General features: G+C 41.4%; 20 protein-coding genes and 1 pseudogene. 8 read left to right on the top strand and 13 right to left on the bottom strand.

Features of this window, described 5'->3' with window-relative positions:
* The first annotated feature begins 248 nt into the window (after positions 1-248).
* The gene (gene glk / locus Xvie_RS26410; protein ID WP_086108860.1) at positions 249-1,217 is read left to right on the top strand and encodes a glucokinase; all 969 of its coding nucleotides are present in this window, start codon (positions 249-251) and stop codon (positions 1,215-1,217) included.
* 120 nt (positions 1,218-1,337) lie between these two features.
* Here the strand turns inward: glk and Xvie_RS26405 are convergent, their stop codons facing one another.
* Positions 1,338-2,315 (bottom strand): GlxA family transcriptional regulator, encoded by a 978-nt coding sequence (locus Xvie_RS26405; protein WP_086108859.1) that lies wholly within the window; start codon positions 2,313-2,315, stop codon positions 1,338-1,340.
* Between the two features lie 146 nt (positions 2,316-2,461).
* On the opposite strand from Xvie_RS26405, the gene Xvie_RS26400 reads away from it, so the two are divergent.
* The 3 genes from Xvie_RS26400 to nirD all read left to right on the top strand — a co-directional run bounded on the left by Xvie_RS26400 (position 2,462) and on the right by nirD (position 7,237).
* The gene (locus Xvie_RS26400; RefSeq protein WP_086108858.1) at positions 2,462-4,207 is read left to right on the top strand and encodes a beta-ketoacyl synthase; all 1,746 of its coding nucleotides are present in this window, start codon (positions 2,462-2,464) and stop codon (positions 4,205-4,207) included.
* Between the two features lie 139 nt (positions 4,208-4,346).
* Complete coding sequence (gene nirB, locus Xvie_RS26395; protein ID WP_086108857.1) at positions 4,347-6,899, top strand: nitrite reductase large subunit NirB; 2,553 nt, start codon at positions 4,347-4,349, stop codon at positions 6,897-6,899.
* On the top strand, positions 6,896-7,237 hold the full coding sequence (nirD, locus tag Xvie_RS26390) for a nitrite reductase small subunit NirD (RefSeq protein WP_086108856.1): 342 nt from the start codon (positions 6,896-6,898) through the stop codon (positions 7,235-7,237). The genes nirB and nirD overlap by 4 nt, the downstream gene beginning before the upstream one ends.
* Before the next feature lie 305 nt (positions 7,238-7,542).
* Here nirD and Xvie_RS26385 read toward each other — a convergent pair whose 3' ends face one another.
* The 6 genes and pseudogenes from Xvie_RS26385 to ssb1 all read right to left on the bottom strand — a co-directional run bounded on the left by Xvie_RS26385 (position 7,543) and on the right by ssb1 (position 13,790).
* A complete protein-coding gene (locus Xvie_RS26385) occupies positions 7,543-7,962 on the bottom strand; it encodes a 3-oxoacyl-[acyl-carrier-protein] synthase III C-terminal domain-containing protein (protein WP_208612543.1) in 420 nt (139 codons plus the stop codon).
* Positions 7,963-8,018: 56 nt separating this feature from the next.
* The gene (locus tag Xvie_RS26380; RefSeq protein WP_208612541.1) at positions 8,019-8,522 is read right to left on the bottom strand and encodes a beta-ketoacyl-[acyl-carrier-protein] synthase family protein; all 504 of its coding nucleotides are present in this window, start codon (positions 8,520-8,522) and stop codon (positions 8,019-8,021) included.
* A gap of 447 nt (positions 8,523-8,969) precedes the next feature.
* The gene (locus Xvie_RS26375; protein WP_086108855.1) at positions 8,970-9,977 is read right to left on the bottom strand and encodes a 3-oxoacyl-[acyl-carrier-protein] synthase III C-terminal domain-containing protein; all 1,008 of its coding nucleotides are present in this window, start codon (positions 9,975-9,977) and stop codon (positions 8,970-8,972) included.
* Positions 9,970-11,109, bottom strand: coding sequence for a thiamine pyrophosphate-dependent enzyme (locus Xvie_RS26370; RefSeq protein ID WP_339373946.1), 1,140 nt, complete (start codon positions 11,107-11,109; stop codon positions 9,970-9,972). The genes Xvie_RS26375 and Xvie_RS26370 overlap by 8 nt, the downstream gene beginning before the upstream one ends.
* A 222-nt stretch (positions 11,110-11,331) precedes the next feature.
* Positions 11,332-11,658 (bottom strand): annotated as a pseudogene (locus Xvie_RS26365) (thiamine pyrophosphate-binding protein); the annotation flags it as partial.
* A 1,613-nt stretch (positions 11,659-13,271) separates the two neighbouring features.
* Entirely contained in the window at positions 13,272-13,790 is a 519-nt protein-coding gene (ssb1, locus tag Xvie_RS26360; RefSeq protein ID WP_086108852.1) for a single-stranded DNA-binding protein SSB1, read from the bottom strand.
* A gap of 271 nt (positions 13,791-14,061) precedes the next feature.
* On the opposite strand from ssb1, the gene uvrA reads away from it, so the two are divergent.
* The 3 genes from uvrA (at position 14,062) to Xvie_RS26345 (ending at position 17,888) form a co-directional block, all read left to right on the top strand.
* A complete protein-coding gene (gene uvrA, locus Xvie_RS26355) occupies positions 14,062-16,893 on the top strand; it encodes an excinuclease ABC subunit UvrA (RefSeq protein WP_086108851.1) in 2,832 nt (943 codons plus the stop codon).
* A 257-nt stretch (positions 16,894-17,150) separates the two neighbouring features.
* Complete coding sequence (locus Xvie_RS26350; RefSeq protein WP_339373924.1) at positions 17,151-17,309, top strand: DUF5993 family protein; 159 nt, start codon at positions 17,151-17,153, stop codon at positions 17,307-17,309.
* A gap of 12 nt (positions 17,310-17,321) precedes the next feature.
* Positions 17,322-17,888 carry a disulfide bond formation protein B gene (locus Xvie_RS26345; protein WP_086108850.1) on the top strand — a complete coding sequence of 189 codons (567 nt, stop codon included), beginning with the start codon at positions 17,322-17,324 and terminating at the stop codon, positions 17,886-17,888.
* Between the two features lie 122 nt (positions 17,889-18,010).
* On the opposite strand, the gene Xvie_RS26340 is transcribed toward Xvie_RS26345, so the two are convergent.
* The 5 genes from Xvie_RS26340 to dnaB form a co-directional block, all read right to left on the bottom strand.
* A complete protein-coding gene (locus Xvie_RS26340) occupies positions 18,011-19,138 on the bottom strand; it encodes an AAA family ATPase (protein ID WP_086108849.1) in 1,128 nt (375 codons plus the stop codon).
* Positions 19,135-19,887 carry an RNA ligase family protein gene (locus Xvie_RS26335; RefSeq protein WP_086108848.1) on the bottom strand — a complete coding sequence of 251 codons (753 nt, stop codon included), beginning with the start codon at positions 19,885-19,887 and terminating at the stop codon, positions 19,135-19,137. Before Xvie_RS26335 ends, Xvie_RS26340 begins: the two co-directional genes overlap by 4 nt.
* A 387-nt stretch (positions 19,888-20,274) precedes the next feature.
* Positions 20,275-21,468, bottom strand: coding sequence for an amino acid aminotransferase (locus Xvie_RS26330; protein ID WP_086108847.1), 1,194 nt, complete (start codon positions 21,466-21,468; stop codon positions 20,275-20,277).
* A 64-nt stretch (positions 21,469-21,532) separates the two neighbouring features.
* The gene (alr, locus tag Xvie_RS26325; protein WP_086108846.1) at positions 21,533-22,612 is read right to left on the bottom strand and encodes an alanine racemase; all 1,080 of its coding nucleotides are present in this window, start codon (positions 22,610-22,612) and stop codon (positions 21,533-21,535) included.
* A gap of 103 nt (positions 22,613-22,715) precedes the next feature.
* Entirely contained in the window at positions 22,716-24,125 is a 1,410-nt protein-coding gene (gene dnaB, locus Xvie_RS26320; protein ID WP_086108845.1) for a replicative DNA helicase, read from the bottom strand.
* Positions 24,126-24,307: 182 nt separating this feature from the next.
* Here dnaB and Xvie_RS26315 point away from each other — a divergent pair, with 182 nt between their 5' ends.
* Positions 24,308-25,291 (top strand): quinone oxidoreductase, encoded by a 984-nt coding sequence (locus tag Xvie_RS26315; RefSeq protein WP_086108844.1) that lies wholly within the window; start codon positions 24,308-24,310, stop codon positions 25,289-25,291.
* Between the two features lie 35 nt (positions 25,292-25,326).
* Here the strand turns inward: Xvie_RS26315 and dusA are convergent, their stop codons facing one another.
* Positions 25,327-26,301, bottom strand: coding sequence for a tRNA dihydrouridine(20/20a) synthase DusA (gene dusA, locus Xvie_RS26310; RefSeq protein WP_086108843.1), 975 nt, complete (start codon positions 26,299-26,301; stop codon positions 25,327-25,329).
* Positions 26,302-26,342: the final 41 nt, after the last annotated feature.

Below are 26,342 nucleotides of genomic sequence, written 5' to 3'. Positions count from 1 at the left end.
TTTTATGCGGCCTTCGCGCCTGACCTTGTGTAAAATCCCCTCAATTCGGCTTTTGACTGGTTCATTAGGATATATACCCAATGAATTTCAAGATGCGTCGCGACGGCAAGGGAGCGAATCCCCGGGAGCATAGATAACTCTATGTTCATAACAACAGTGACCGGGGTGAGTAAGCGGCGGCCAACAAAGAAGCAACTTGAAATACGAAGGGTATAGCGCATTTTGTAAGACTTAAGGAGAGATAAACTATGACAACTTATGCCCTGGTAGGCGATATCGGCGGTACAAATGCACGACTGGCATTATGTGATGTGGATACTGGACAACTGAGCGCAGTCGAACTCTATCCCTGTGCGCATTATGCTTCACTTGAAATTGTTATCCGCCAATACCTGAAACAGCAAAACTGTGAAGTCAATTATGGTTGCATCGCCATTGCCTGTCCGGTAACGGATGATGTGATCAGCATGACCAACCACAGTTGGCGTTTTTCCGTTAGCCAAATGAAAGCGTCTCTGGGATGGGAACGTTTTGAGGTAATTAACGATTTTACTGCCGTTTCCCTCGCCATTCCGGTTCTTGGGGCAAATGATGTGATTCAGATTGGCGGAAAGCAACCTCAAGCCAAGCGTCCCATCGCGGTTTATGGGGCAGGTACTGGGTTAGGTGTTGCCCATCTCATTCACACAGGAAACCAATGGATGAGCCTGCCCGGTGAAGGTGGTCATGTTGATTTTGCACCGGACAGCGTAGAAGAAGATCATATGTTGAGTGTACTGCGGGAAGAATATGGCCATGTCTCTGCCGAACGTGTCCTTTCCGGGCCTGGCTTGGTGAATATTTATCGTGCTTTGATGAAATTGAACGGTCAACCCGCAGAAGAGCTTACCCCACGCGATATTTCCGACCGTGCACTGAGCGGAAATTGCCCTATCTGCAAACAAGCGTTGGAACTCTTTTGTTCAGCGTTAGGGCGCTTTGGCGGAAACTTAGCACTGAATATTGGTGCATTTGGTGGCGTGTATATTGCGGGTGGGATAGTCCCTCGTTTCCTTGATTTCTTCCAAAAATCAGGATTCAGGCAGGGATTTGAAAGCAAAGGCCGCTTTACAAACTATTTGCAGGATATTCCCGTGTATCTGATTACCCATGATAAACCAGGATTATTGGGAGCAGGATCTTATATCCGACAATCATTGGGTAAAGAAATTGGGTAAATATATTGGGTAAATAACCTCAATATATTTATATCTACTCATGCTATTTATTTGTTTGATTTTCTGCTGAAAAATATAAGCGATATTTAGCATGAGTGTATTATGCATATTATCCATACATTAAGCTTGGAAGACTTTAGCTCTTACCAACTTACGATAAGCGGTTGGAGTCAATTTGAAATGTTGTTCAAACACTTGACTGAAGTAATAAGCATCCCTAAACCCCACTAATTGAGCAACGTGCAATAAGGTTAAACCATTATCCGTCAGCAACTTTTTGGCAGTTAATAAGCGGTGATTCAAAATGTATTTATGAGGTGAGATCCCAACCTGCCCTTTAAACCGGCGAAGCAAAGTACTTTCCGATACCCCAGCATAAGCGGCAATATCCTTAATCGTGATTTGTGAATCAATATGCTGCTTAATATAGTCTTGTGCTATCGAAACCATCTCATCAAATTGTGTATTGCCCCCAATTTGAAAAAATGGTTCTGATTGAAAATTTGAAACCTCATGCAGAAAGTGTTTTTCAATAATTTCAGCAATCGGAATACTGAAAAACTGAGCGATAAGATAAACAAGTAGTTCTGTCTGGGAATTAATACTTCTTACACAATAAATATTGTCACAATATGTAATGCTTGCTTTACGATTCACATCAAGCGTTGGAAAATGGTGCTCAAATTTGTCATAAAAATACCAATGAGTTGTCACTGTTTGTTCTTCAAGCAACCCCGCTTTCGCCAACCAACATACTCCTGTTCCTGTTGCAACGATAAGAGCTTGCTTTTCTTTTTGCCGATTCAACCATTCAAGAATATCGTCTCTGCCAGCCATAGAGGAAAGTGGATTCCCCCACATGGGAGGTAAAAACACTAAATCAAAATCAACCTGATCTGAAAACTGGTGATGTGTATTTAGCGTAATTTGCGGTATTTTTTCATGATTATTCTCCCAATCACCAACAACAGACATATGGAGAGGATCTTCTCTCTGCTGCTTTCGGCTCCGCAAGCTACTCGCGCTATTTAACATATCCGACGCCAAAGTTATCCCGCTTTGTAGTGCCCTATCATATAAAACAAAAGCTATTTTCATGCCTATCTCCGCATATTGTGCATACCTATATTTAACGCTCAAAGAATAGATATAGTGACCATATTTTCTGTTTTAGTGACATTAATGTCAGAGATAATTATTGACTCTAACTGATAGACTTCAAGAAAAATTTTTTGGAGTTAATTATGAGTAAATTACCTGTAATTGTTGGTTTGGGTGGCATCAATGCCGCAGGAAGAAGTTCTGGATTCCACGGGTATAAACGCATTGTGTCCGGCAGTCTGAAAAATGAAATAATGCAAAATACCTGGGCTGATTTATGCCATCGGATGGGCATTATCAAAAATTCAGAATCTGTTACAACCGCCAACATTGAATACGCTAAAAACGGTACACTGATAAGAAAAATCACTCAGTTCGATCCCCAAAAAGTACAAATAAACAAAATACTGACCAGCACTGACAACCATTCAGACAGGTTATTAAAAAGCACGTATACATCACTGTCTGTTACCAGCGCAGGACAATTGCCGGAGGGATTTGAAATTGGTGATTTATATAATGCAAACAACCATCCACGTGGTTTGCGCCTAACTATCTATGGTGCTTCGGATTTGTTAAATTCGATTGGAATTGCATGGTCAGATATCACAGCATTGGTGGAGCCAGATCAGATTTCCGTTTATGCCAGCAGCTCTCTGGGTCAGGTAGACCGTTTCTCAATGGCTGGATTAATCGGCAACCCATTGAATGGCTCACGTGCCAGTTCCAAAATGCTTCCACTTTCCATGGCCGATATGCCGGCTGATTTCATTAATAGCTATGTTATTAATAACCTTGGTACAACTTCGGCCAATCTTGGAGCCTGTGCCAGTTTTCTATATAACCTCAAACAAGGCATCAATGATATCAAGCAAGGTAAGTCAAAAATCTGTTTAGTTGGATGTGCCGAAGCGCCTATCGTTCCAGAAATCATTGAAGGATTCAGAGTAATGGGCGCTCTTGCGGAAGACCACCAGCTCTGCAAGCTTGATGGAACTGATATTGTTAACCATCGCCGCGCTTGTCGCCCATTTTCAACCAATATCGGATTTACTATTGCAGAATCAGCACAATTTGTATTGCTTATGAGTGATGACCTAGCCTTGCAATGCGGCGCAAATATCCTTGGTTCTGTGCCAGATGTTTTTGTTAATGCAGATGCAAACAAAAAGTCAATCTCTTCTCCGGGAATCGGCAATTACATCACTATGATGAAAGCGGCTTCTCTTGCTAACCACTTACTGGATGGAAAGTTGCAATATTCCTACGTTCAGGCACACGGGACAGGAACACCACAAAACAGAGTAACCGAAAGCCATATTATTAATGAGGTAGCTAAAACGTTTGGCCTCCATAACTGGGACATTACCGCCATTAAAGCTCATGTTGGTCACTCTATTGCTGCAGCAGCAGGGGATCAATTAACCTGCGCTTTGGGTGTGTGGCAATATGGTTGGATTCCGGGAGTTACAACGATTGATCACATAGCTGAAGACGTACATGCAACCAATTTGAATATCTTGATGCAAGATAAGTTTGTTGGCGAATATGGCGCAAAGATGAAAGCCACCATCATTAATGCAAAAGGATTCGGCGGTAATAACGCAAGTGCTGTCGTTTTATCTCCACAGCAAACGATGAAAATGCTGAGCAAAAAACACGGTAACTCTGCCATTAGCGTATATTATCAACGCAATGAAATTATCAAGAACAAAAATGAAGAGCAAGATCGAGCAATCTGCAGTGGTGAAGAAACTGTTATTTACAACTTTGGTAATGCGGTACTGCAACCATCAGATATCCGGCTTTCACGACAAGAAGTGAGATTAAATGGATTCAAACAATCTATAAAACTGCCTACCGCAGAAGAGTTCGGTGAATTTTTGTGAAATGATATACATCAGTTTTTTGAGAAAGAATTTTCTGATATTAAGTGTGATTCTTGATTTGCATCAAAGTGCTTCATGCTGTTCTTCTTAAGCTAACCCCAGTATTTTTGTTAACATCATACTGTTACTGGGGTATCAAATGAGCATATTAAGGCTTTGTATTATCGGTAATGGAATGGTCGGTCACCGCCTCATTGAAGACTTAATGGATAAAGCCGGACATGAACAGTTTGAAATTACAGTATTCTGTGCAGAGCTGCACTTAGCTTATGACCGCGTCCATCTCTCCTCTTATTTCTCCCATCATACCGCTGAAAAATTATCCCTTGTCCGAGATGGTTATTATGAAAAACATAATATCCGTATGTTACAAGGTGAACGGGCTGTCCTGATTAATCGGGATGCAAAAGTCATCCATTCCGATACCGGCAAGATAGTGGAATATGACAAACTGATAATAGCCACAGGCTCTTATCCTTGGATACCTCCAATAAAAGGCCATGAAGGTGCTGACTGCTTTGTTTATCGCACAATTGAGGACTTGAACACGATAGAAGCCTGCGCTAAACGCAGTCGCCGAGGAGCCGTTATCGGTGGTGGCCTGCTTGGGCTGGAAGCCGCCGGCGCACTGAAAAATTTAGGAATAGAAACCCATGTCATAGAGTTTGCACCTGTATTAATGGCCGAACAGCTTGATCCGATGGGAGGTGAACAGCTCAGAAAGAAAATCGAGCGGATGGGGGTCAAGGTTCATACCAATAAAAATACATTAGAAATCCTTCATTCAGGCCATAGTTATAATAAAACAATGCTGTTTGCTGATGGCAATTCGCTAGAAGTGGACTTTATTGTATTCTCCACAGGTATTCGCCCTCAGGATACACTGGCTCGCCAATGTGGACTTACCATTGCTGAACGGGGTGGTATTGTCATTAATGATAATTGCCAGACATCTGATGAAGATATCTATGCGATTGGTGAATGTGCTTCATGGCAAGGCAAAGTCTATGGCCTGGTCGCTCCAGGTTATAAGATGGCACAGGTGGCAGCCGATCATATATTGGCAAGGGACAATACTTTTCTTGGAGCCGACCTGAGTGCAAAACTGAAGTTGCTGGGTGTCGATGTCGGAGGGATAGGAGATGTCCGTGGCCGCCAGCCTGACTGTCTCAGCTATATCTATTTAGATGAAAATAAAGAAATTTATAAAAGACTGATAGTCAGCGGGGATAAAAAATCTCTGCTGGGAGCAGTTTTAGTCGGAGATACCGCTGATTACGGCAACCTCCTGCAAATAATGCTGAATAACATCAAACTTCCAGATAATCCAGACTCATTAATATTACCTGCACATGCTGGCAGCGATAAGCCTTTATTGGGAGTAAATGCATTACCTGATACTGCCCAGATATGTTCCTGCTTTGATGTAACAAAAGGCAATATTATTCAGGCTGTGCAAAACGGCTGCCATACAGCAGATGCCATCAAGACAGAAACCAAGGCAGGGAGCGGGTGTGGAGGATGTGTACCGTTAATCAATCAGATTCTCAATGCCGAGTTGAGTCGTCAAGGAATTGAGGCCAATCATCATTTATGCGAGCACTTTGCCTATTCACGACAAGAACTTTATCATCTGATCAAAGTGGATCGGCTCACATCATTCCGACAACTGGTGAAAAAATACGGCAAGGGCTACGGTTGTGAGATCTGTAAACCGACGGTTGCTTCTCTGCTGGCCTCTTGCTGGAATGACTATATTTTGAGTGATGATCTTGTGCCGTTGCAGGATACAAATGATAACTTCTTAGCTAACATCCAAAAAGATGGCACCTATTCTGTCATCCCCCGCTCTCCTGGTGGAGAGATCACGCCGGATGGACTGATAGCAGTGGGAGCGATAGCCAAAGAATTTAATCTATATACCAAAATCACGGGCTCTCAGCGAATAGCGATGTTCGGTGCACAGAAAAATGATCTGCCACTCATCTGGCAACGTCTGATAGATGCCGGCTTCGAAACGGGCCATGCCTATGCCAAGGCGTTAAGAATGGTGAAAACCTGTGTCGGCAATACTTGGTGCCGGTTTGGCGTTGGCGATAGTGTCGGTTTGGGCGTTGAGCTGGAAAATCGTTACAAAGGCATCCGTACTCCCCACAAGATGAAATTCGGTGCCTCCGGCTGTACACGTGAATGCTCAGAGGCTCAAGGTAAAGATGTCGGCATAATTGCGACAAATAAGGGCTGGAACCTGTATGTTTGTGGTAATGGTGGAATGAAACCCCGACATGCAGATCTATTAGCGGCTGATCTCGATAAAGAGATTCTCATGCAATACATTGACCGTTTTATGATGTTCTATATCAGAACTGCCGATAAATTACAGCGCACTTCCGTTTGGCTGGAAAATATGGAAGGCGGAATAGATTATCTCCGCGCAGTTATTATTGATGACAAACTCGGTCTGAATAACCAGCTAGAGCATGATATGACTGAACTGAGAGCCAAATTCTCCTGCGAATGGCAGCAAACCGTCAATGATCCTCATACGCTGATCCGTTTTTCCCACTTTATTAATAGCACTGAGCGAGATCCTAATATTCAGATGGTCGCAGAACGGGCGCAACATCGGCCTGCACATCCACAGGAAAGAATTGCAATCAGGTTGATAAAATCCGAGGAGGAAATGGCATGAATCAATGGATAAACATCTGCCCGCTCGAAAATATTGTTCCCGATACCGGTGTTTGTGCTCTGATTGGGGATCAGCAAGTCGCTATTTTTAGGCCTTTTGATGATGAGCAGCTATTTGCATTAAGCAATATCGATCCCTTTGCTTCTGCAAGCGTACTGTCGCGTGGGTTAATTGTTGAGCATAATGATGTGCTATGGATTGCCAGCCCGTTGAAAAAACAGCGATTTAGGTTAAGTGATGGATTTTGTTTGGAAGATGCAACTTACTCTATCTGCTCATTTCCGGTCAGAGTGAATAATGGGTATGTGCAGGTTTTTCTTGAGCAACATCATGATTGAAGGTGTTGTTGATAGATAAATTGTTAATTGGTGCGTCAGGATTCTTACTATCGAATAGATTGCCTCCGCGTTTATGCGTTAATAGCGGGGGCAATTTTGATCCCAAACTCCAGCAGTCAGGTTAAATTAACTATATTTTTAATAGCAGTAAGAAATACCAGTAACTACAAAAAATAACTGACTTGTCCACATCCAAGTAAATAACAAAAGGAGCTCGCTTAAAGGGTAATCTGATAATCACCGAAACAAAGCCAGTAACAGACAGATCGAGTTTAAGTTATTACAATAATTACTTATAACACCATTTAATATTTCATTAATAGAGCGGTACTTTGCCAACCAGCACCAACCGACCAAAAAATTAGTAAATCACCACGAGTAACTTTTTTTCTTTCTAGTGCTTCATAAAATGCGACAAATGGACTATTGGTCGCAGTGTAACCATATTTATCACCAATAAATAATGCCTTATCCTGATCCACATCAAGTGCTTTACAAAGTAGTCGAATGTTATCTATAGAAAATTGCGAAAACATAAACCCTTTAATATCAGCAGGCACTAAATTATTTCGTGAAAGTAGCAATCGGATCGATTCATATGCAGTGGTGATACAAATAGCATCATCAAAAGGGGTGAATCTGACTTGTGAGGAAACGTCATGTCGATGAATGTTTGATAATCCACATGCAGGGAAAAGTGAATTGTCGATCACAGAGGTTTGCACGTGAAACTCTGAATCTATAAAACCATTACCTTGTTCAGTCTTATGAAGAACGACCGCTACAGCAGACTCTGAAAAACATGAATGGTAGACGGGTTCATTACTACTATGGCCCCAAGATAATCGCTACCTACAACCAGCGCAAGCTGGCATGACGGGCGAGCCATCATCGCTCTGGAAACCATTTCTACCGCAACTAATAACCCCGCACAATTGGCGTTAATATCAAATGCCAGAGTCCTTTCTCCACCTCCAATAGCATGATGTATCTTGAGCGCGGTTGAAGGAATAAGATATTCTGGTGTTTGTGAAGCAAATACTATAAGGTCTAAATCCTTAGCCTGACATCCCAGCTGTTGAATAGCATCATTAGATGCCGCAACTGACATCGTGAGGGTTGTATCCGATGAGTCACGGATCAGATAACGGTTTTTATGCCCCAGTTTATTTAATAAACCGCTAATATCAATACCTTGGGCAGCATAGTGATCTATAAACCAATTATTATCAACCGAGGTTGAAGGATGCCAAATTCCTAATGATGCAATCGCCACTCTTGTCATAATTACTCCTATTTATCCCCCATATTTATTGGAATTATTTGATTTACACTCAATAGTTCCATCAGCAGGGATTTTGTTATAAGAAACTAATTAATTTCTTCATAAATACAATATCATTAATCAATAATTACGTATTAAAATTCACAGGTTAATTTAAATTCGATAAAGTAATAATATAAGTTCATAAAATGAAAGATGTAACACAATAAATACCCTACATCTTCCAATATATTCCACTAGGTCATTCATTAATTTTAATATCAAACGACAGGCTACATAGAATTAGCTCACTTACAAATCAACACTCACTCAAAAATATCACCCCTATACTTTCACGTTAATTTGACATATGAATATAAGATAACATTTTAATAAAAATAAACACCATATAATGAAATACCATTCCAGCTTTGCATGCTAAACTTGCAAAGAATTAAATATTTTCAGCTACACCATTAGGTTACTTAATTTCTCTTTATGATCATAACAATGCACACTGCAAGGAATATTCTGCCACTGTAGTAAAACAGCGGTAGCAGTAGATGAAGGTGAAAATCCCATAACAATCACCCAGTCAAAATCAGTCAGATTTTTATTATTTTGTATTTCCATAAAACCAAAAAAGCTCTGCGCTGGCCCTAAACTTCCGTATTTATGAAAAATGGATACAATCTTATCTTTTTCTACACCTAAAGCTTCCGCAGTGATGCCAGCAACCCATTCGGTCGGATCATAGACATAAAAAGCGCTGATATCATTTAGACCAATCCCGTTTGATTGACATACTTTACTACAACACTGATAAATTGTTTCCTTTAGGTTATTAAATATATATTTCCCTCCTTCAGGCTTATAGCAAACATAACTTTCAGATACTTCATTAAATTTCAATATATCGTAATGTGCGGTATTCAACGTATGGAAACCAGTCACTTTTACACCTTGCTTTCTGCTAATTATTAAACATGCAGCACCATCGCTTAATAATGTTCTTGCGGGATCGCTTTTTGAAAACCAATGCGAATAATTACAGCCAGTAATAACAGCTATGTTATGAAACTCAGCGTTAAGTAGCTTAGCAGTGGCGAGTTCCAATGCAATTACACCACCATTTGTTCCGGCATTTACTGACACCACTGGACAAGATAGTTTTAATGCTCTGGACAATTGCCCGCCTTCATCACACAAAATACTATCAGGCCATACCTGGCTAATAATCAGATAATCAATATCTAAAACATCCATCCGCACCTGTTTTATAGCAGCTAACAAACTTACTTTCATTAATTCAATTAATTCTTCTTTATTATTTAAACGCCATAAAAAACGTGACTTAGATATCTTCTGTCTATCAGGTGCGCTGAATTCATTACAGATATTATCCTCAGGATTAATAATAATTTTTCCCGTAGGGAGAATACCTGCTGCTGCAATAATTGAGATGTTATTATCCATGTGCCTCCTCCTTTAATCTCTTTAAAGTGTTAACTCTATCATTTAGAGGAGGAAGCACATATTTATCAATAAACACATTAATCACTGCTGGTTTCTTTTCTTCAATTGCATGAAAAAGAGCTTCTCGTAATTCTTTTATATTTCTTACGTTATAACCTGTCGCTCCAATAGCTTGCCCAAATAGAGCGAAGTCAACTTGAGGGATATCGCAGTCGAGTTGAGCATTACCCAATAGCTCCACCCCCTGCCTGCACATATTATAACTAGCGTCATTCATTACAAGCCATATTGCAGGTAATCCATATTTGACAGCAGTGCTTACTTCATTCGACATCAACATCGAGCCATCGCCTATGATACCTACCGCACAGCGTTCTTTTGATGCAGCAATCCCTATTAGCCCGCAAGCATAATGCCCCATAGCTCCATAAGCTGTATTTATGCGATATCTCAAAGGGTTAGAAAATTTCAGATAGCGATTAGCCCAAACAAAGGAGTTACCTGCTTCTACAGCAACATAACAATCGAACATATCGATAACTATTTCCTGGATCACACGCATTACATCAAGCGGATGGCACACATTCTTTGCCGGATCTGAATAATATTTATTACTGTCACATAGAGTTGAGATAGTTTTAATATGATCGGAAGGAATTGACTTTTCAGAAACATAGGTATTAATCAAAGTGATAAATGTTTCAATATCGCAATCTATTAATACACTGTGTGGAGGTAGATTCTTTTTAACTTCCTGTACATTTAGACCTATATAATAAACCTTAACTTTATCAAGACTATTTTGGATATATGATGAACTTAGCTCCCCCAATCTGGTTCCCATAATGATAACAGCAGACAAGGAGGGGCAATGTAATATCTTATTAATGCTCTCTGTATCTGAGCCTAATCCACTAGTTCCGACATAGAGGTGGTGTTTTTCATCGAAGATCCCTTTCCCCCTTGGGGTAGATATTACTTGCGAATTTGTTTTTACAGCAATCTGTGTCAATAACGTAGATGCATGCCGTGCACCAAATCCCGCCCAAAAAATAGCATTTTTATTGATAATTAAATCTGCTATTTCCTGTGAATAGTGTTTTACATGATCACCTAAGTCATCATAAGGCAACAGGATCTTCTCATCATTTTCAGAATCAATAATTTCTTGCTGCGCTTTTGTTGTTAAAAATATACCAACTATATAACCTTCTTTCTTATTTAACCCTTTCCTTAATTTCTTCTCAACATCATGGTAATCTTCTTTTTTACTTATAATGATAACTTCATCAAAATAACCGCATCCATCTGAAAGAACTAAACCTTCTATATCTTGTACTGTAGTCTCCTGTAAGCTCCATTTTCCTGAAGGAGCAACAGACGTGATTGATGATATGAATATAACCTTTGCTCCATCTAACTTTGCCGCTTTTAATCCTGTTAAAGCATTGCTTATGCCAGGACCTGCTGTGGCAAAAGCAATTGCTGGAACTTGCTGACACAAACTGAATTCAGATGCAGCAAAGACCCCACCCTACTCATGCCTACAGTGAAATATCTTTATTTTTTCCGATTCTGTTAATGCTTGCCATATAGGTACAATAAAGCCCCCAGAAACACCAAACGCTGCTTTAACCTGACAATCCTCAAGTAACTTAACTAAATTTTTCGCAATACTCATTGTCATACTATATATTTCATCCACTTTTAATAAAAAAATCATTAACTATTACAATAAAAAATAGATTCATTATGTTAATAGTTATAATTAACACGCATTTTCAGAATGCAATAAAATTTTATTCATACGATAAATAATCACATCACCAAACCACATAATGACTCTCAATTTTATATAAATAAATACAACTGCGTTATTCTGGCAGTAAATAAATCCATATTTAATTAAATTATTTACTCAATGTATTAAACACTGAATTTTTTAAATTCAATTAATTAATCACTCATCATAAAATCCATTTATTAAATAATAACCTCATGATCACCTTGTTAATTTACGCCTATAATTCCACCACCAGCTATTTTATTAATCCTTTGTTCTAATAATGATAAATACTTAATTATTAATTTCATAATTTCTTATGCTTACTTTATCCACTATCTATTTTCTGAGTCACTTCTAAGGCGTTCTTAGCAAAGAAATGGGAAGTCAACAAATTGGGACAAATCTGTTTAGGGTTATGCTTTTCGATTCACTTATTTTTCAACCTACTACCAATGTTTGATAAACTTTACTTGAATCGTTCGGCAATGAAAAATCGTTCTTCGTTTAGTCTAATCTGCCACATACGCTTTCAGATACTCATGCATTAATTTTTTTTAATATTACACTCAATCTCGGAAAATATAAAACCATCAGTATATTTATTTTTTAAAATAATTTAAGATATTTTGTTAAGATGTACTACAAAGTAAAGATCATTATCTTAATCTATTTCTTCTATTGTGATAATTATTAACCAATAGCATTCACAAGAAATCTTATAATTCCCCCTATTGAGAGTAATGTTTTCTTCTCCAAATCTATAAAACCTACTGACAATCAACACTTATACTTTTAGTATTACAAAACTTAATAATATTATTATGGTATCCCTATGAAATTAAGGGACAAACCTCTCAAAAAATAAATAAATGCAATTATTCTATACTTCAAATCTCCAAACACCCCAAAGTAATAACCTTATATGTAAGCAATAGATAGCTAGTAAAGAAACATGTCATTACCTTACAGTATTCCGATCATTTCACTCTTTTGTAGATTTTCTCATTACATCTATTTTTAACTATACGTCTACTGTTAACCACATATTGATAAGGTTAATCATTTATTTGTGATAGAGAATTATGTTGAGTTTATAATTTTAGATCAGCATCAATAAACCAATAACATTGATATTATCGTCAATTATGATTTTTATAGGATGCATTATATACATCTTTTGATTAAAAAACATACCAAAAGGTGACTCAAATAAAAAACGCAAGATATTATAAGCACTTATTACACAGCACTGCGAAGAAATTCTAACTAATTGGTCTAACAAAACTAATGATAAAGAATTAGAGGCAAAACGCACTTTTTGATTCGTGCGCGCATTTAACTTCTCTTACCTGAAACCACAGAGTTGAAAGGACTCATTGATGTTTTTACCCTCGACGTCTCGAAAGACTGAGTAAAACAGGCCAACATAACTACCAAAAAACCCAGCTAGAATGCTGGGTTATGGTTTATTTTGCCACTTATCTTTACAGTTTTAGATTAAACATGGTCTAAAACGGAATATCATCATCGAAATCCATTGGTGGCTCATTACTCTGTGGTGCAGGAGACTGTGCCGGGCGAGATGGAGCGCCGCCGCTGAATTGCTGAGATGCTTGTTGTGGCTGCTGTGGTTGTCCCCAACCGCCTTGTGCTGGTGCATCCTGGTTGGCTGCACCACCGCGGCCGCCCAGCATCTGCATGGTGCCACCAACATTTACCACGATTTCAGTGGAGTAACGGTCTTGACCGCTCTGATCCTGCCATTTACGAGTCTGCAAAGAACCTTCGATATAAACCTGAGAACCTTTACGCAGGTACTCTCCGGCGACTTCTGCCAATTTGCCGAATATCACAACCCTGTGCCATTCAGTTTTCTCTCTCATCTCACCGGTTTGCTTATCGCGCCAGCTCTCAGACGTTGCCAGAGTAATGTTGGCGACTGCACCGCCGTTCGGCATATAGCGAACTTCCGGGTCCTGCCCCAAATTACCTACTAAAATAACTTTGTTTACGCCTCTGCTGGCCATTGGGAATACTCCTGATGAAATGAATTTTTGCTAAAAAACGGAATTCTCTAATTATAAGCGAAGTAGTCTACCATGCGAGGACTAAGTTTAAACATAGAGCCGTTATATTATACTTTGCGAAGCTCATCGTACTTTACATTGTCATGGCTACAGCATAATTCCCCATTGAATACTGTATATCCATTCAGCAATGTTTGTGCAATAATGACGCGTTTATGAGTTTTGCACTATTAATAGAGCTTTGCACTATCAATAATCTGGGAAGTGGTATATGGATAACATCGAAGTTCGGGGCGCCCGCACCCATAATCTCAAGAATATTAATTTAATAATTCCCCGCGACAAGCTGATAGTCATTACTGGGCTATCAGGTTCCGGTAAATCATCTCTGGCTTTCGATACCTTGTATGCAGAGGGTCAACGTCGCTATGTTGAATCACTCTCTGCATATGCACGCCAGTTTTTGTCACTGATGGAAAAACCGGATGTCGATCATATTGAGGGGCTATCCCCGGCCATTTCCATTGAACAAAAGTCTACTTCCCACAATCCGCGATCTACGGTCGGTACAATAACTGAAATCCACGATTACCTTCGTCTGTTATTTGCACGAGTGGGAGAGCCGCGCTGCCCTGAGCACGATATCACACTGGCGGCACAAACGGTCAGCCAGATGGTAGATAACGTTTTGGAATTACCGGAAGGCCAGCGCCTGATGCTACTGGCTCCTGTCGTCAAAGAACGTAAAGGCGAGCATACCAAATTGCTGGATAATCTCGCTGCACAGGGCTATATCCGCGCTCGTATTGATGGTGAAGTGTGTGATCTTTCCGATCCACCAAAACTCGAATTACAAAAAAAACACACCATTGAAGTCGTCATCGACCGTTTCAAAGTACGTGCCGACCTCGCCCAACGATTAGCAGAATCATTCGAAACCGCGTTAGAGCTTTCCGGTGGTACTGCTGTCATTGCCAATATGGATGATACTCAGGCAGAAGAGCTGGTCTTCTCCGCCAATTTTGCCTGTTCGGTATGTGGCTATAGTATGAGCGAACTGGAGCCACGCCTGTTTTCCTTCAACAATCCCGCAGGTGCCTGTCCAACTTGTGATGGTTTAGGTATTCAGCAATTTTTCGATCCTGAGCGTGTTATTCAGAATGAATATATTTCCCTTGCAGGCGGTGCAATCCGAAATTGGGATCGCCGTAATTTCTATTACTTCCAGATGTTGAGTTCGCTGGCTGCACACTACAAATTCGATATTGAAGCACCGTTTAATCAACTGAGCCCGGCCATTCAAAAAGTGGTTCTATACGGCTCAGACAAAGAGTCCATCGAGTTCAAATACATCAATGACCGTGGCGATGTGACCGTTCGTCACCATCCGTTCGAAGGCATTTTGCATAATATGGAACGTCGCTATAAAGAGACGGAATCCATCGCAGTACGGGAAGAATTAGCAAAATGTATCAGCAATCGATCTTGTATTTCTTGCGGCGGAACACGATTGCGTAAAGAAGCTCGTTATGTCTTTATCGAAAATACCACGCTACCGCAAATTTCGGATTTCAGTATCGGTCATGCGATGGAGTTTTTCCAAAATATCAAATTGAGTGGACAACGGGCCAAAATTGCCGAAAAAGTCCTGAAAGAGATCCGCGATCGACTGAATTTCTTGGTTAATGTTGGACTGAACTATCTGACTCTTTCTCGTTCAGCAGAAACTCTTTCAGGCGGGGAAGCCCAGCGTATCCGTTTGGCGAGCCAGATTGGAGCAGGCCTTGTTGGTGTGATGTATGTGCTGGATGAACCCTCCATTGGCCTGCATCAACGGGATAATGAGCGTTTGCTGGAAACGTTGCTGCATCTGCGCAATTTAGGCAATACCGTTATCGTGGTCGAACATGATGAAGATGCCATTCGTGCGGCTGACCATATTATTGATATCGGGCCGGGTGCTGGCGTGCATGGTGGCGAGATTGTTGCCGAGGGAACTGTCGTCGATATCATGGGAAACCCAAAATCCCTCACAGGAAAATACCTGAGTGGTGAACGTAAAATTGCTATTCCAGAGCAACGTGTACCAGCCAATCTAGACAAAATGCTGAAATTGATTGGCGCAAAAGGCAATAACCTGAAAAAAGTAACATTAAAACTGCCTGTAGGCCTGTTTACTTGTATCACTGGTGTTTCTGGCTCCGGCAAATCAACATTGATCAACGATACATTGTTCCCTATTGCACAGCGTCAGTTAAATGGGGCAACAAATATTAATCCTGCACCTTATGTCGATATCCAAGGCATTGAGCATTTTGATAAGGTGATAGATATCGACCAAAGTCCGATCGGCAGAACTCCTCGCTCGAATCCTGCCACTTATACTGGCGTATTCACGCCTGTAAGGGAATTATTTTCCGGCGTTCCTGAATCCCGAACCCGTGGTTATACACTGGGGCGTTTCAGTTTCAATGTTAAAGGCGGGCGCTGCGAAGCCTGTCAGGGCGATGGCGTAATTAAAGTTGAGATGCACTTCTTGCCTGATGTTTATGTGCCTTGCGATCAATGCAAAAGTAAACGTTACAACCGTGAAACGTTGGAAATCAAATATAAAGGAAAAAATATTAATGAAGTGCTGAATATGACCATCGAAGAGGCCCGTGAGTTTTTCGATACAGTTCCAGCCCTCGCACGTAAGCTACAAACTTTGATAGATGTTGGTCTCTCCTATATTCGTTTGGGGCAATCCGCTACGACACTTTCAGGTGGGGAAGCACAACGGGTAAAACTGGCGCGAGAGTTATCCAAACGAGGTACAGGCCAGACATTGTATATTCTTGACGAGCCAACAACTGGTCTGCATTTTGCCGATATTCAGCAATTACTGTCCGTTTTGCATCAACTGCGAGATCAAGGGAATACCATTGTCGTCATCGAACATAATCTGGATGTTATCAAAACGGCTGACTGGATTGTCGATCTCGGCCCTGAAGGCGGAAGCGGCGGCGGTGAGATATTGGTATCAGGAACGCCAGAGGAAGTGGCTCAGTGCGAGAAATCTCACACAGCTCGTTTTTTAAAACCAATACTTGATAAAGATTAATTTACTAATTTTGCAACTTAATCATCTACAATATTCCCCACTTTGTGGGGCTTTTTTTATTCATTTTCTATCTAATTGTTAACCAATATTCACCTTCATATGTGTAAAAAAGCCTTTTCTTACGCTCATTTTGCATGAAACAAACTTTCGTAAATCAGGATTGTATTGTTGTTCTAATATTATTAATGATCACATTGCCAACGCATTAATGCCATAATGGCATAACATATGCTTTAAATTTATAATGGAGATTAAACATGTATATGTTTTTACCGTTCTTAATTGCGCTAGTTATAATCGTCACTGTTATTATCGGCAAGAAAAAACTGACATATACGCTTTGGTTTGCTTTATTCATCATCACGGTATTTTGGTTTAAATATCATGCAACTGATGCATTAAACCTTTCTTTCTAATCGGAGGCCGTAATGAATAATACAATGTCAGCATCGCGTAATGTTAACCTCGCAATGGCCTTAAATATCTTGGGCCTGTTCGGTATTAGTGTAATTTTGATAGTCGCGTTTTATTATCAATTGGCGCGTTTTGAACTTCCCTGCCCATTATGTTTATTGCAGCGTGTAGGCATCATCATGATTGGTTTCGGCTTTTTGTTTAATATTTATTTCGGTATAAAAAATACCCATTACAGCCTCTCATTACTCGGCTGTATTGTGACTGGTTTCGTTGCCATGCGTCAAGTTTCTCTCCATATCCTGCCGGGAGATACGGGATATGGCTCAACTTTCTTCGGCCTGCATTTTTATACCTGGGCTGCAGTTATGTCGATTCTGACCATCATTGCTATCGCGGTTATTATGCCTCTGAAAGCAGGTAATACTGATTCGGCAAAATACACACCACCAGCATTAGGCAAAATTGTTATGGGCTTGTTCGCATTTTTAATTGCGGCCAATCTGGTTTCTACCATATTGGAATGTGGCAGTGGACAATGCGATGACAACCCAACGTTCTATCAGTTACTAAAAAAGTAATCCTTTTACACTGAAATCATTAAAATAGAAGGCTACACAATCCCGGCAGCCTTCTATCTTTTCCAATAAAATCTTTTCAGCCAGACTCTTGCCTGAGAAATCACCGGAAATATATTCTGCAATTATCGCTTCAACAGCTCCGAATCAATAAAATAGCAAACTTCATGTGCTTCTTCCGGGGTCGGAACCTCCAGCTTGCCAAGCATCCGATCCATCACTTTATCCGGTACAGCATATTGGCGATTACTGTTCTGCTGACGCCAGCACTTATAGTCTTGTTCAATGTAAATAACCCTAACCCTGGCATCATAACTCACAAATAATTTGATGAGTTGCTGACGCATCTGCCTTGTCAGATTAGTGGCATTCCAAATGAAATTTTGCCCGCTGCGCATTTTCTCTCTGGCTTGCTGCTTTGCCTGCTGAACAACCCAACCATTAGCATCTTTATCTGCCGGGCTAATTTGATGCTCACGACGTATCGCATCCAAACTAATCACGGGCATTCCTTCGCCATGCAATTGGATAAAATGGTCTTTACCCATGCCCGGCAATCCACACAATAAGGTTACCTGACTGCCATAGTTATCATAAGGCTGATAATCTGGCTGTTCGCTATCCGTAAAAAAGTAATGGAAACGGGCTTCGCCAGACGAGAATATCCTCGGTTCCCGCCAGCAATTTTGTTCACGGCAATAAAGTTCAAATAGTTCAATACGCCCCAATAGTTCCTGTGCATCATGACATACACGCCCCAATACATCAGCTTTTGCCAGTAAAGTCAGCAAATAAGTATCGACACGTAATGATGCTGCCAATAGTGCTTTTTGTGGACTGGGCTTTTCCATTAACCACAATGGTAAGCCGTGGAAACGCACAAGCGCGGCAATCTGTTCCCGTATTGCAAATGGTGTTGGTATTTGCTGAAACAGAATTGTTCTGGCTGTTAATTCTCCTTTACGGGCATGCCCCGGAGAAATAATGCGCCCATCCCAATCTACCTGTGTCGTACTACGTTTCTCTACATCATGCAACAATGCCGCCGTCCAAAGAATTTCCTGTTCTTCTTTAGCCAATAATGAATATTCGGGCAATTGCTCTAACTCAGCTAATACCATTTGAGTGTGGATCGCAACATCACCTTCTGCATGATAAATAGGATCTTGTTGAACTCCATCCATATCAGCGATAAAAGAGAAAGTTGAGGATAAATAATCCCATGACTTATTGTAGCTGAATACCCAACTCATTCCCTTTCTCCTTTTGCCCTGTTTTTATTTGAACCAAAAAGGCTTTTATTTGAACCAGAAAAGCGTTCGAAATATAAAGGTGCTCTTTGCCAATGACGTTTCCAATGCATATCCGTTTTGACATGGTTTTTTCGCACATATTTAAAAACATGATGCGGAAAATCAGTCACCAAATATTCTCCTGCATCCCGGCTAACAATGCCTTCCATTGAGCACGGCTGTTTGGTCTGTTTGTCCCAAGAAGCAAAGGAACTTCCCTGCCTTGCCGTTTCAGTAATATTTTGCATAAATGAGGATTCATTCCATGTTTCAGGAATCTTTATTTCAGGGACTGTCGGAAAATCAAATAATGCGGCATAAAATTTGACCTCTTCCCAACTGAGCCAACAATCTTTAATTCGCACTGCAAACACAAAGAAATATTCTTCAATATGAAAATATTCAATGGAGTGAATGGCATAAAGATTTTCACCAAAGATCTCGATATCGCCTAAATCACCTTTGAGCAATTGCCAACGCTGACGAATTTGTTGAGTCCATGCCGATTGCGTTGGTGCAGCATGTGAACGGGCAAATACACCATAGCGACTCAAACAGTTATTCTCACCGTCCAACTTTTCGGTATGAATAAGCTGCTTGATTTTTTTCATATCGTGCCACCAATGATGATTAATACGATCGTCACTGGTCGTGCCTGGCGAGAACGGATAATGGAACGTTCTACCATACTTTCTTGATTGCATATCCATAATGCTTTAACTCTTATGATAATTATCCCAATAAAAACGCGATTGCGCCTTTAAAGACTAATGTTCATCTGAATAACCGATGAAAGAGCTCAAGAGTTGGTATTACATTTTCTTTATTTCCATTTAGTTAATTCTTTTATAAAAAAGGATTAAGTTAACTATTTGATTGGATTTAATATGAACGTGAAAAGTTTTTTTAATTAAGATGACCACTATATATGAAGAAGTTATAGATTAACAGAGCGAATAAATTCCAATCACAAATACCCTATAAAAATCCTCTAATTTGAAACAGTACTTATTTGAGACAATACTTATTTGAAACAACACTTTCAAGTCGCAGCTTTATTGGCCACAACTTGAAATTCTACCAGTAATATAAAATCACTAACTCACAGCTGCAAACGTCTCTGCAATGCGCTGTACGTTATGATGATTCACACCAGCCATACAAACGCGGCCAGAACCTACCAAATAAACACTAAATTCTTCACGCAATCTATCAACTTGTTCCTGACTAAATCCGGTATAACTGAACATGCCGCGCTGTTTCAGTAAATGGTCAAAGTTTTTCTCAGGCAGAGCTTTTTTCAATGCATTTACCAATACTGTTCGCATTTCCAGAATACGCAAACGCATCCGTTCTACTTCCTCCAGCCATTGGCTCTTTAATTCTGTATTACTCAATACCCTGGCAACAACTTGTGCCCCAAAATTTGGAGGGCTGGAGTAAATACGGCGTACTCCTGCTTTCAATTGTCCCAAAACGCATTCAGCCGATTTTGCATCGTCACAGATAATTGATAATCCACCGACCCGCTCACCATACAGTGAGAAGATTTTCGAGAATGAGTTACTGACCAGACAAGGTAGATCCGCATTAGCCATTGCACGGATCGCATAAGCATCTTCTTCCATGCCATCGGCAAAACCCTGATAAGCAATATCAAGGAAAGGGAGTAATTCCCGCTCTTTAGCAACTTGAACCACAAGATCCCATTGATCACTGCTGAGATCGGAGCCTGTTGGGTTATGGCAGCAAGGATGCATTAAAATAATACTTTTTGCAGGTAGTTGCTTAAATGTTGCCAGCATTTCGTCAAATTTTACCCCTTTAGTTTTGTCATCAAAATAAGGGTAATAGTTCACCTTGACGCCTGATCCGGCAAAAATAGCAGCATGGTTTTCCCAAGTTGGATCACTGCACCATACTTCAGAGTCAGGGAAATAACGGTGTAAGAAATCTGCTCCTATTTTCAATGCGCCTGAGCCACCCACTGTTTGAATAGTTGCAATGCGCTTCTGGTTTAACAATGGATGCTCTTTACCGAATAGCAATTCCTGAATTGCCACACGATAGGCAAGCAATCCTTCCATTGGAAGATAAAGGGAAGCAGACTGTGGCAAAGCGCTCATTTGTTCTTCAGCGACAGCAACAGCCTGCAATTTTGGGGTTATACCCTGCTCATCGTAATACAGCCCGATGCTCAGATTAATTTTTTCTGCACGGGGATCGTTTTTAAATGCTTCCATCAACGACAGGATAGGATCGCCTGCATACGCATCAACATTCTGGAACACTACGTTATACTCCCTGCTACCGAGTTTATAAAAAATTCAATAGCAAACAATATAACTTACTGGATTATTCGTCTAGATATTCCATTGCAACGCGTGAGGTCAGTTTCGTAATCAGCTCGTAAGCGCTGATCCCTGAATGTTCCGCAATTCTTTCAACCGGCAGGACATTGCCCCAAAGGATAACTTCATCCCCCACTTTATCCTGACATATTGGCCCCAGATCTACAGTAATCATATCCATAGACACGCGGCCAACCAGCGGCACTTCCCGACCATTGATAAATACAGGTGTACCGGCAGGTGCACTTCGGGGATAACCATCACCATACCCCATCGCCACGACACCAATGCAGGTATCACGTTCACTGCTCCATGTACCGCCGTATCCTACTGACTCCCCTGCTTTATGCTTACGTACTGCAATTAAGCTGGATTTCAGGGTCATAGCAGGGCTTAAATTGAAGTCAGCAGCCGTTTTATCCGCTGTTGGCGAAGCACCATACATCATAATGCCGGGACGAACCCAATCCAGATGTGCCTGCGGCCACAATAAAACCCCTCCCGATGCAGCGATGGATTTTTCGCCAGCTTTATCTGCAATAAATGCCATAAAGCGATCAATTTGTTGCTCAGTCGTATCAACCGTAGGTTCATCTGCACGGCTAAAATGGCTGACTATATTAACGGGTTGTTCAACATTATGGCAGCGACTCAGGCGTTGATAAAATGCTTCAGCCTCATCAATCCTAACCCCCAGACGATGCATACCAGTATCGAGTTTCATCCATACTTTAACTGGGTGGGACAAATCCGCTTGTTCCAATGCTTCAAGCTGCTCAATGCAATGCACCACGGTTTCAATATGATTGACGACCAGTACGGGTAGATCCGCCGCTTCAAAAAAACCTTCCAATAGCAAGATTGGTTTGACGATCCCACCACTACGCAGGGCAAGCGCTTCCCCAATTCGAGCGACACCGAAACAATCAGCATCTTCCATTGTGTACGCAGTTTCTAATAAACCATGTCCATAGGCGTTTGCTTTCACAACTGCAATCAGTTTACTGTCAGGAGCCTGTACTCTAACTTGTTGCAAGTTGTGTCGCAGAGCACGGCGGTCGATAACAGCAGTTGCCGCTTTCATTTCATCCCCTTTTTATAATTTTTCGCTCAGGTTTGATAAATAACAGACTATCTTTGATGTTGATTATTCAAGCTGTTTGAGCATCAGCAATAGACTCTTAGATTTATTCGTCGCTATAACTTGGCCCAGCATAATTATCAAATCGTGACCATTGGCCATTAAACGTCAGCCTTACTGTACCGATAGGGCCGTTACGCTGTTTACCAAGGATGATTTCTGCCACACCTTTCAGTTCACTGCTGTCGTGATAAACCTCGTCACGATAGATAAACATGATCAAGTCAGCATCCTGTTCAATAGAGCCTGATTCACGCAGATCGGAGTTAACCGGCCGCTTATCAGCTCGTTGTTCCAAGCTACGGTTTAGCTGGGAGAGTGCGACAACCGGCACTTGAAGCTCTTTCGCCAATGCTTTCAGTGAGCGGGATATTTCCGCAATCTCCAGCGTTCTGTTGTCAGATAAAGAAGGTACCCGCATCAATTGCAGATAATCGATCATAATCAGGCTAAGCCCGCCGTGTTCGCGGAAAACCCGCCGCGCACGGGAGCGCACTTCTGTTGGTGTCAGACCGGATGAGTCATCAATATACATATTGCGTTTTTCCAGCAAAATCCCCATGGTGCTGGAAATTCGCGCCCAATCCTCATCATCAAGCTGGCCGGTACGAATACGTGTTTGGTCTACACGGGACAGGGATGCCAGCATACGCATCATGATCTGATTGCCGGGCATCTCAAGGCTGAAAATCAAAACTGGCTTATCCTGCATCATCGCTGCGTTTTCACACAGATTCATCGCAAAAGTCGTTTTACCCATTGAAGGACGCGCCGCCACAATAATTAAATCTGATTTCTGCAAGCCGGCAGTCTTCTTATCCAGATCTTGGTAGCCCGTAGAAACCCCTGTCACGCCATCATGTGGGCGCTGATAGAGCATCTCAATTCGCTCAACGGTTTCTTCCAGGATCTGCTCTATACTTTTCGGGCCTTCATCTTTATTCGCCCGATTTTCTGCGATCTGGAATACACGTGATTCTGCCAAATCCAAGAGTTCTTCGCTGGTTCGGCCTTGTGGATCATAGCCTGCATCTGCAATTTCATTTGCCACTGCGATCATATCGCGTACTACCGCACGCTCGCGGACGATATCAGCATAAGCGTTGATATTCGCTGCACTTGGAGTGTTTTTTGACAACTCAGCAAGATAGGCGAACCCGCCGACATTATCGAGATCGCCATTCTGTTCGAGAGATTCAGATAACGTGATCAGGTCGATAGGTTTGCTCCTTTCGAGCAAACGCTGCATTTCAGAGAAAATACGCCTGTGTGGTCGGCTGAAAAAGTCATTGCTGGTAACCCGCTCGGATACATTATCCCAACGTTCATTATCCAGCATCAAACCGCCTAACACGGATTGCTCTGCTTCCAAAGAGTGTGGTGGAAGTTTCAGCCCTTCCACTTGGCGATCTTTTGGTTCAGCCATACTGTTGTTAGTTGGTTTTTTCCCAGCCATGTATACCGCATTAATCCACTAAACAAAAAACGAAATAGCGCATAAGTATACGCCATGAAAACAGCCTTGAGTAATTATATATAGTCTGTAATGATTTCGGACACATTAACGCAGTTTGTATCAATTGCAATGCAAAAGTGCGGGGCTGTTTCCAATATTTTTAACATAATGAGAGAGTTACCATGGCAAAACGTATTGAATTTTCCGCCACTGGCGGCCCAGAAGTACTCCGATATTGTGAATTTACGCCTGTTTATCCTACAGCTGATGAAGTACAAATTGAAAATAAGGCCATTGGTATTAATTATATTGATACCTACATACGTAGCGGGTTATATCCACCAGCTAATCTACCCAGTGGGCTGGGAACAGAAGCGGCAGGTATCGTCACTAAAATTGGGTCAGGTGTAACATCCACTAAGGTCGGGGATCGTGTGGTTTATGCCCTATCTGCTTCTGGCGCTTATAGTGAAATACACAATGTACAAGAAAACAAATTAACCATACTTCCAGATGCTATATCATTCGAACAAGCCGCCGCATCATTCTTGAAAGGCCTGACTGTCTATTATCTTTTCCACCAAACCCACAAGATCCAAACAGGGGAATCTTTCCTATTTCATGCAGCGGCTGGTGGTGTTGGTTTGATTGCGTGCCAATGGGCAAAAGCATTGGGAGCAAAATTGATTGGGACGGTTGGCTCAGATGAAAAAGCCAATCTTGCCAAAGCAGCCGGGGCATGGCAGACCATCAATTATAATCGCGAGAATATCGTAGAGCGTGTTTTGGATATCACTGACGGTAAAAAAGTAGATGTGGTTTACGATTCCGTTGGTCAAGCAACGTGGCTGGATTCTCTCGACTGCCTGAACCCTAGGGGACTGATGGTCAGCTTTGGTAATGCTTCAGGGCCTGTAACAGGGATAAACTTAGGGATCCTCAATCAGAAAGGCTCACTGTTTCTCACTCGTCCTTCTCTGTCTGGTTATATCACTACCCGTGATGAATTGAATGAAGCCAGCAAAGTACTCTTTGATTTCATTGCCAGCGGCAAAATCAATGTAGATGTTCCAGAAAGCCAGAAGTTCCCATTGAGCGAAGCAATAAGAGCACACCGGACACTGGAAAGCCGTGCAACCCACGGTTCCAGCTTATTGATCCCGTAATATCTATTGTCCTGAAATTCTATTCTCTGAGCGGGCTATACCCGCTCAGTTACCATTTCCAGTGCTTTTTCAACAACCATAATATCAGCACCCTGCTTATGGGCATTTTCACTCAAATGGCGACGCCATTGGCGTGCACCGGGAATCCCCTGAAAAATTCCCAAGATATGGCGGGTGATATGACCTAAATAAGTACCTTGAGACAATTCCTGTTCAATATAAGGATAAAGCGACTTAACCGCATCAACCGTATTGGTCACAGGAACTGTTTGGTCAAACAACTCACAATCCACACGTGCCAGAATCGATGGGTTTTGGTAAGCCTCCCGACCAATCATCACACCATCAACATATTGTAAATGCTGCTTTGCTTCTTCCAGTGATTTAATACCACCGTTAAGAGAAAGCGTCAGTTGCGGAAAATCTTTCTTTAATTGATAAACTCGTGGGTAATCCAAAGGCGGAATTTCGCGGTTTTCTTTTGGGCTTAAACCAGACAACCATGCTTTGCGCGCATGAATAACAAAATTATCGCAATCGCTGTTTTTTACGACAGTATCAATGAAATCACACAGAAACTCGTAGCTATCCTGTTCATCAATTCCGATACGGGTTTTGACGGTAACCGGAATATCCACTACATCCTGCATCGCCTTAACACAATCGGCTACCAGCGTCGCTTCTCCCATCAGGCAAGCACCAAAGCGACCGTTTTGCACGCGATCAGAAGGGCAACCAACATTCAAATTGATTTCATCGTAACCCCGTTCCTGCGCAATCTTCGCACACTGCGCCAAGGCTTCAGGATCGCTGCCACCCAATTGTAATGCCAATGGATGTTCTTGTTCGTTATAGGCCAGATAATCCCCTTTGCCATGAATAATCGCGCCCGTTGTGACCATTTCCGTGTAAAGCAGAGCTTCCTTGCTTAATAAGCGATGGAAGTAACGGCAATGACGATCCGTCCAATCTAACATGGGGGCAACGGAGAAGCGAGATGATGGGTGCATATCACAAACCTCATTTAAAAATCAAAAAGATAGCGCCGATA

The sequence above is a fragment of the Xenorhabdus vietnamensis genome (assembly GCF_002127535.1).
GTDB lineage: Bacteria > Pseudomonadota > Gammaproteobacteria > Enterobacterales > Enterobacteriaceae > Xenorhabdus > Xenorhabdus vietnamensis.
The sequence above is the reverse complement of the archived record's forward strand: the minus strand, read 5'-3'. Positions and strand labels throughout refer to the sequence as shown.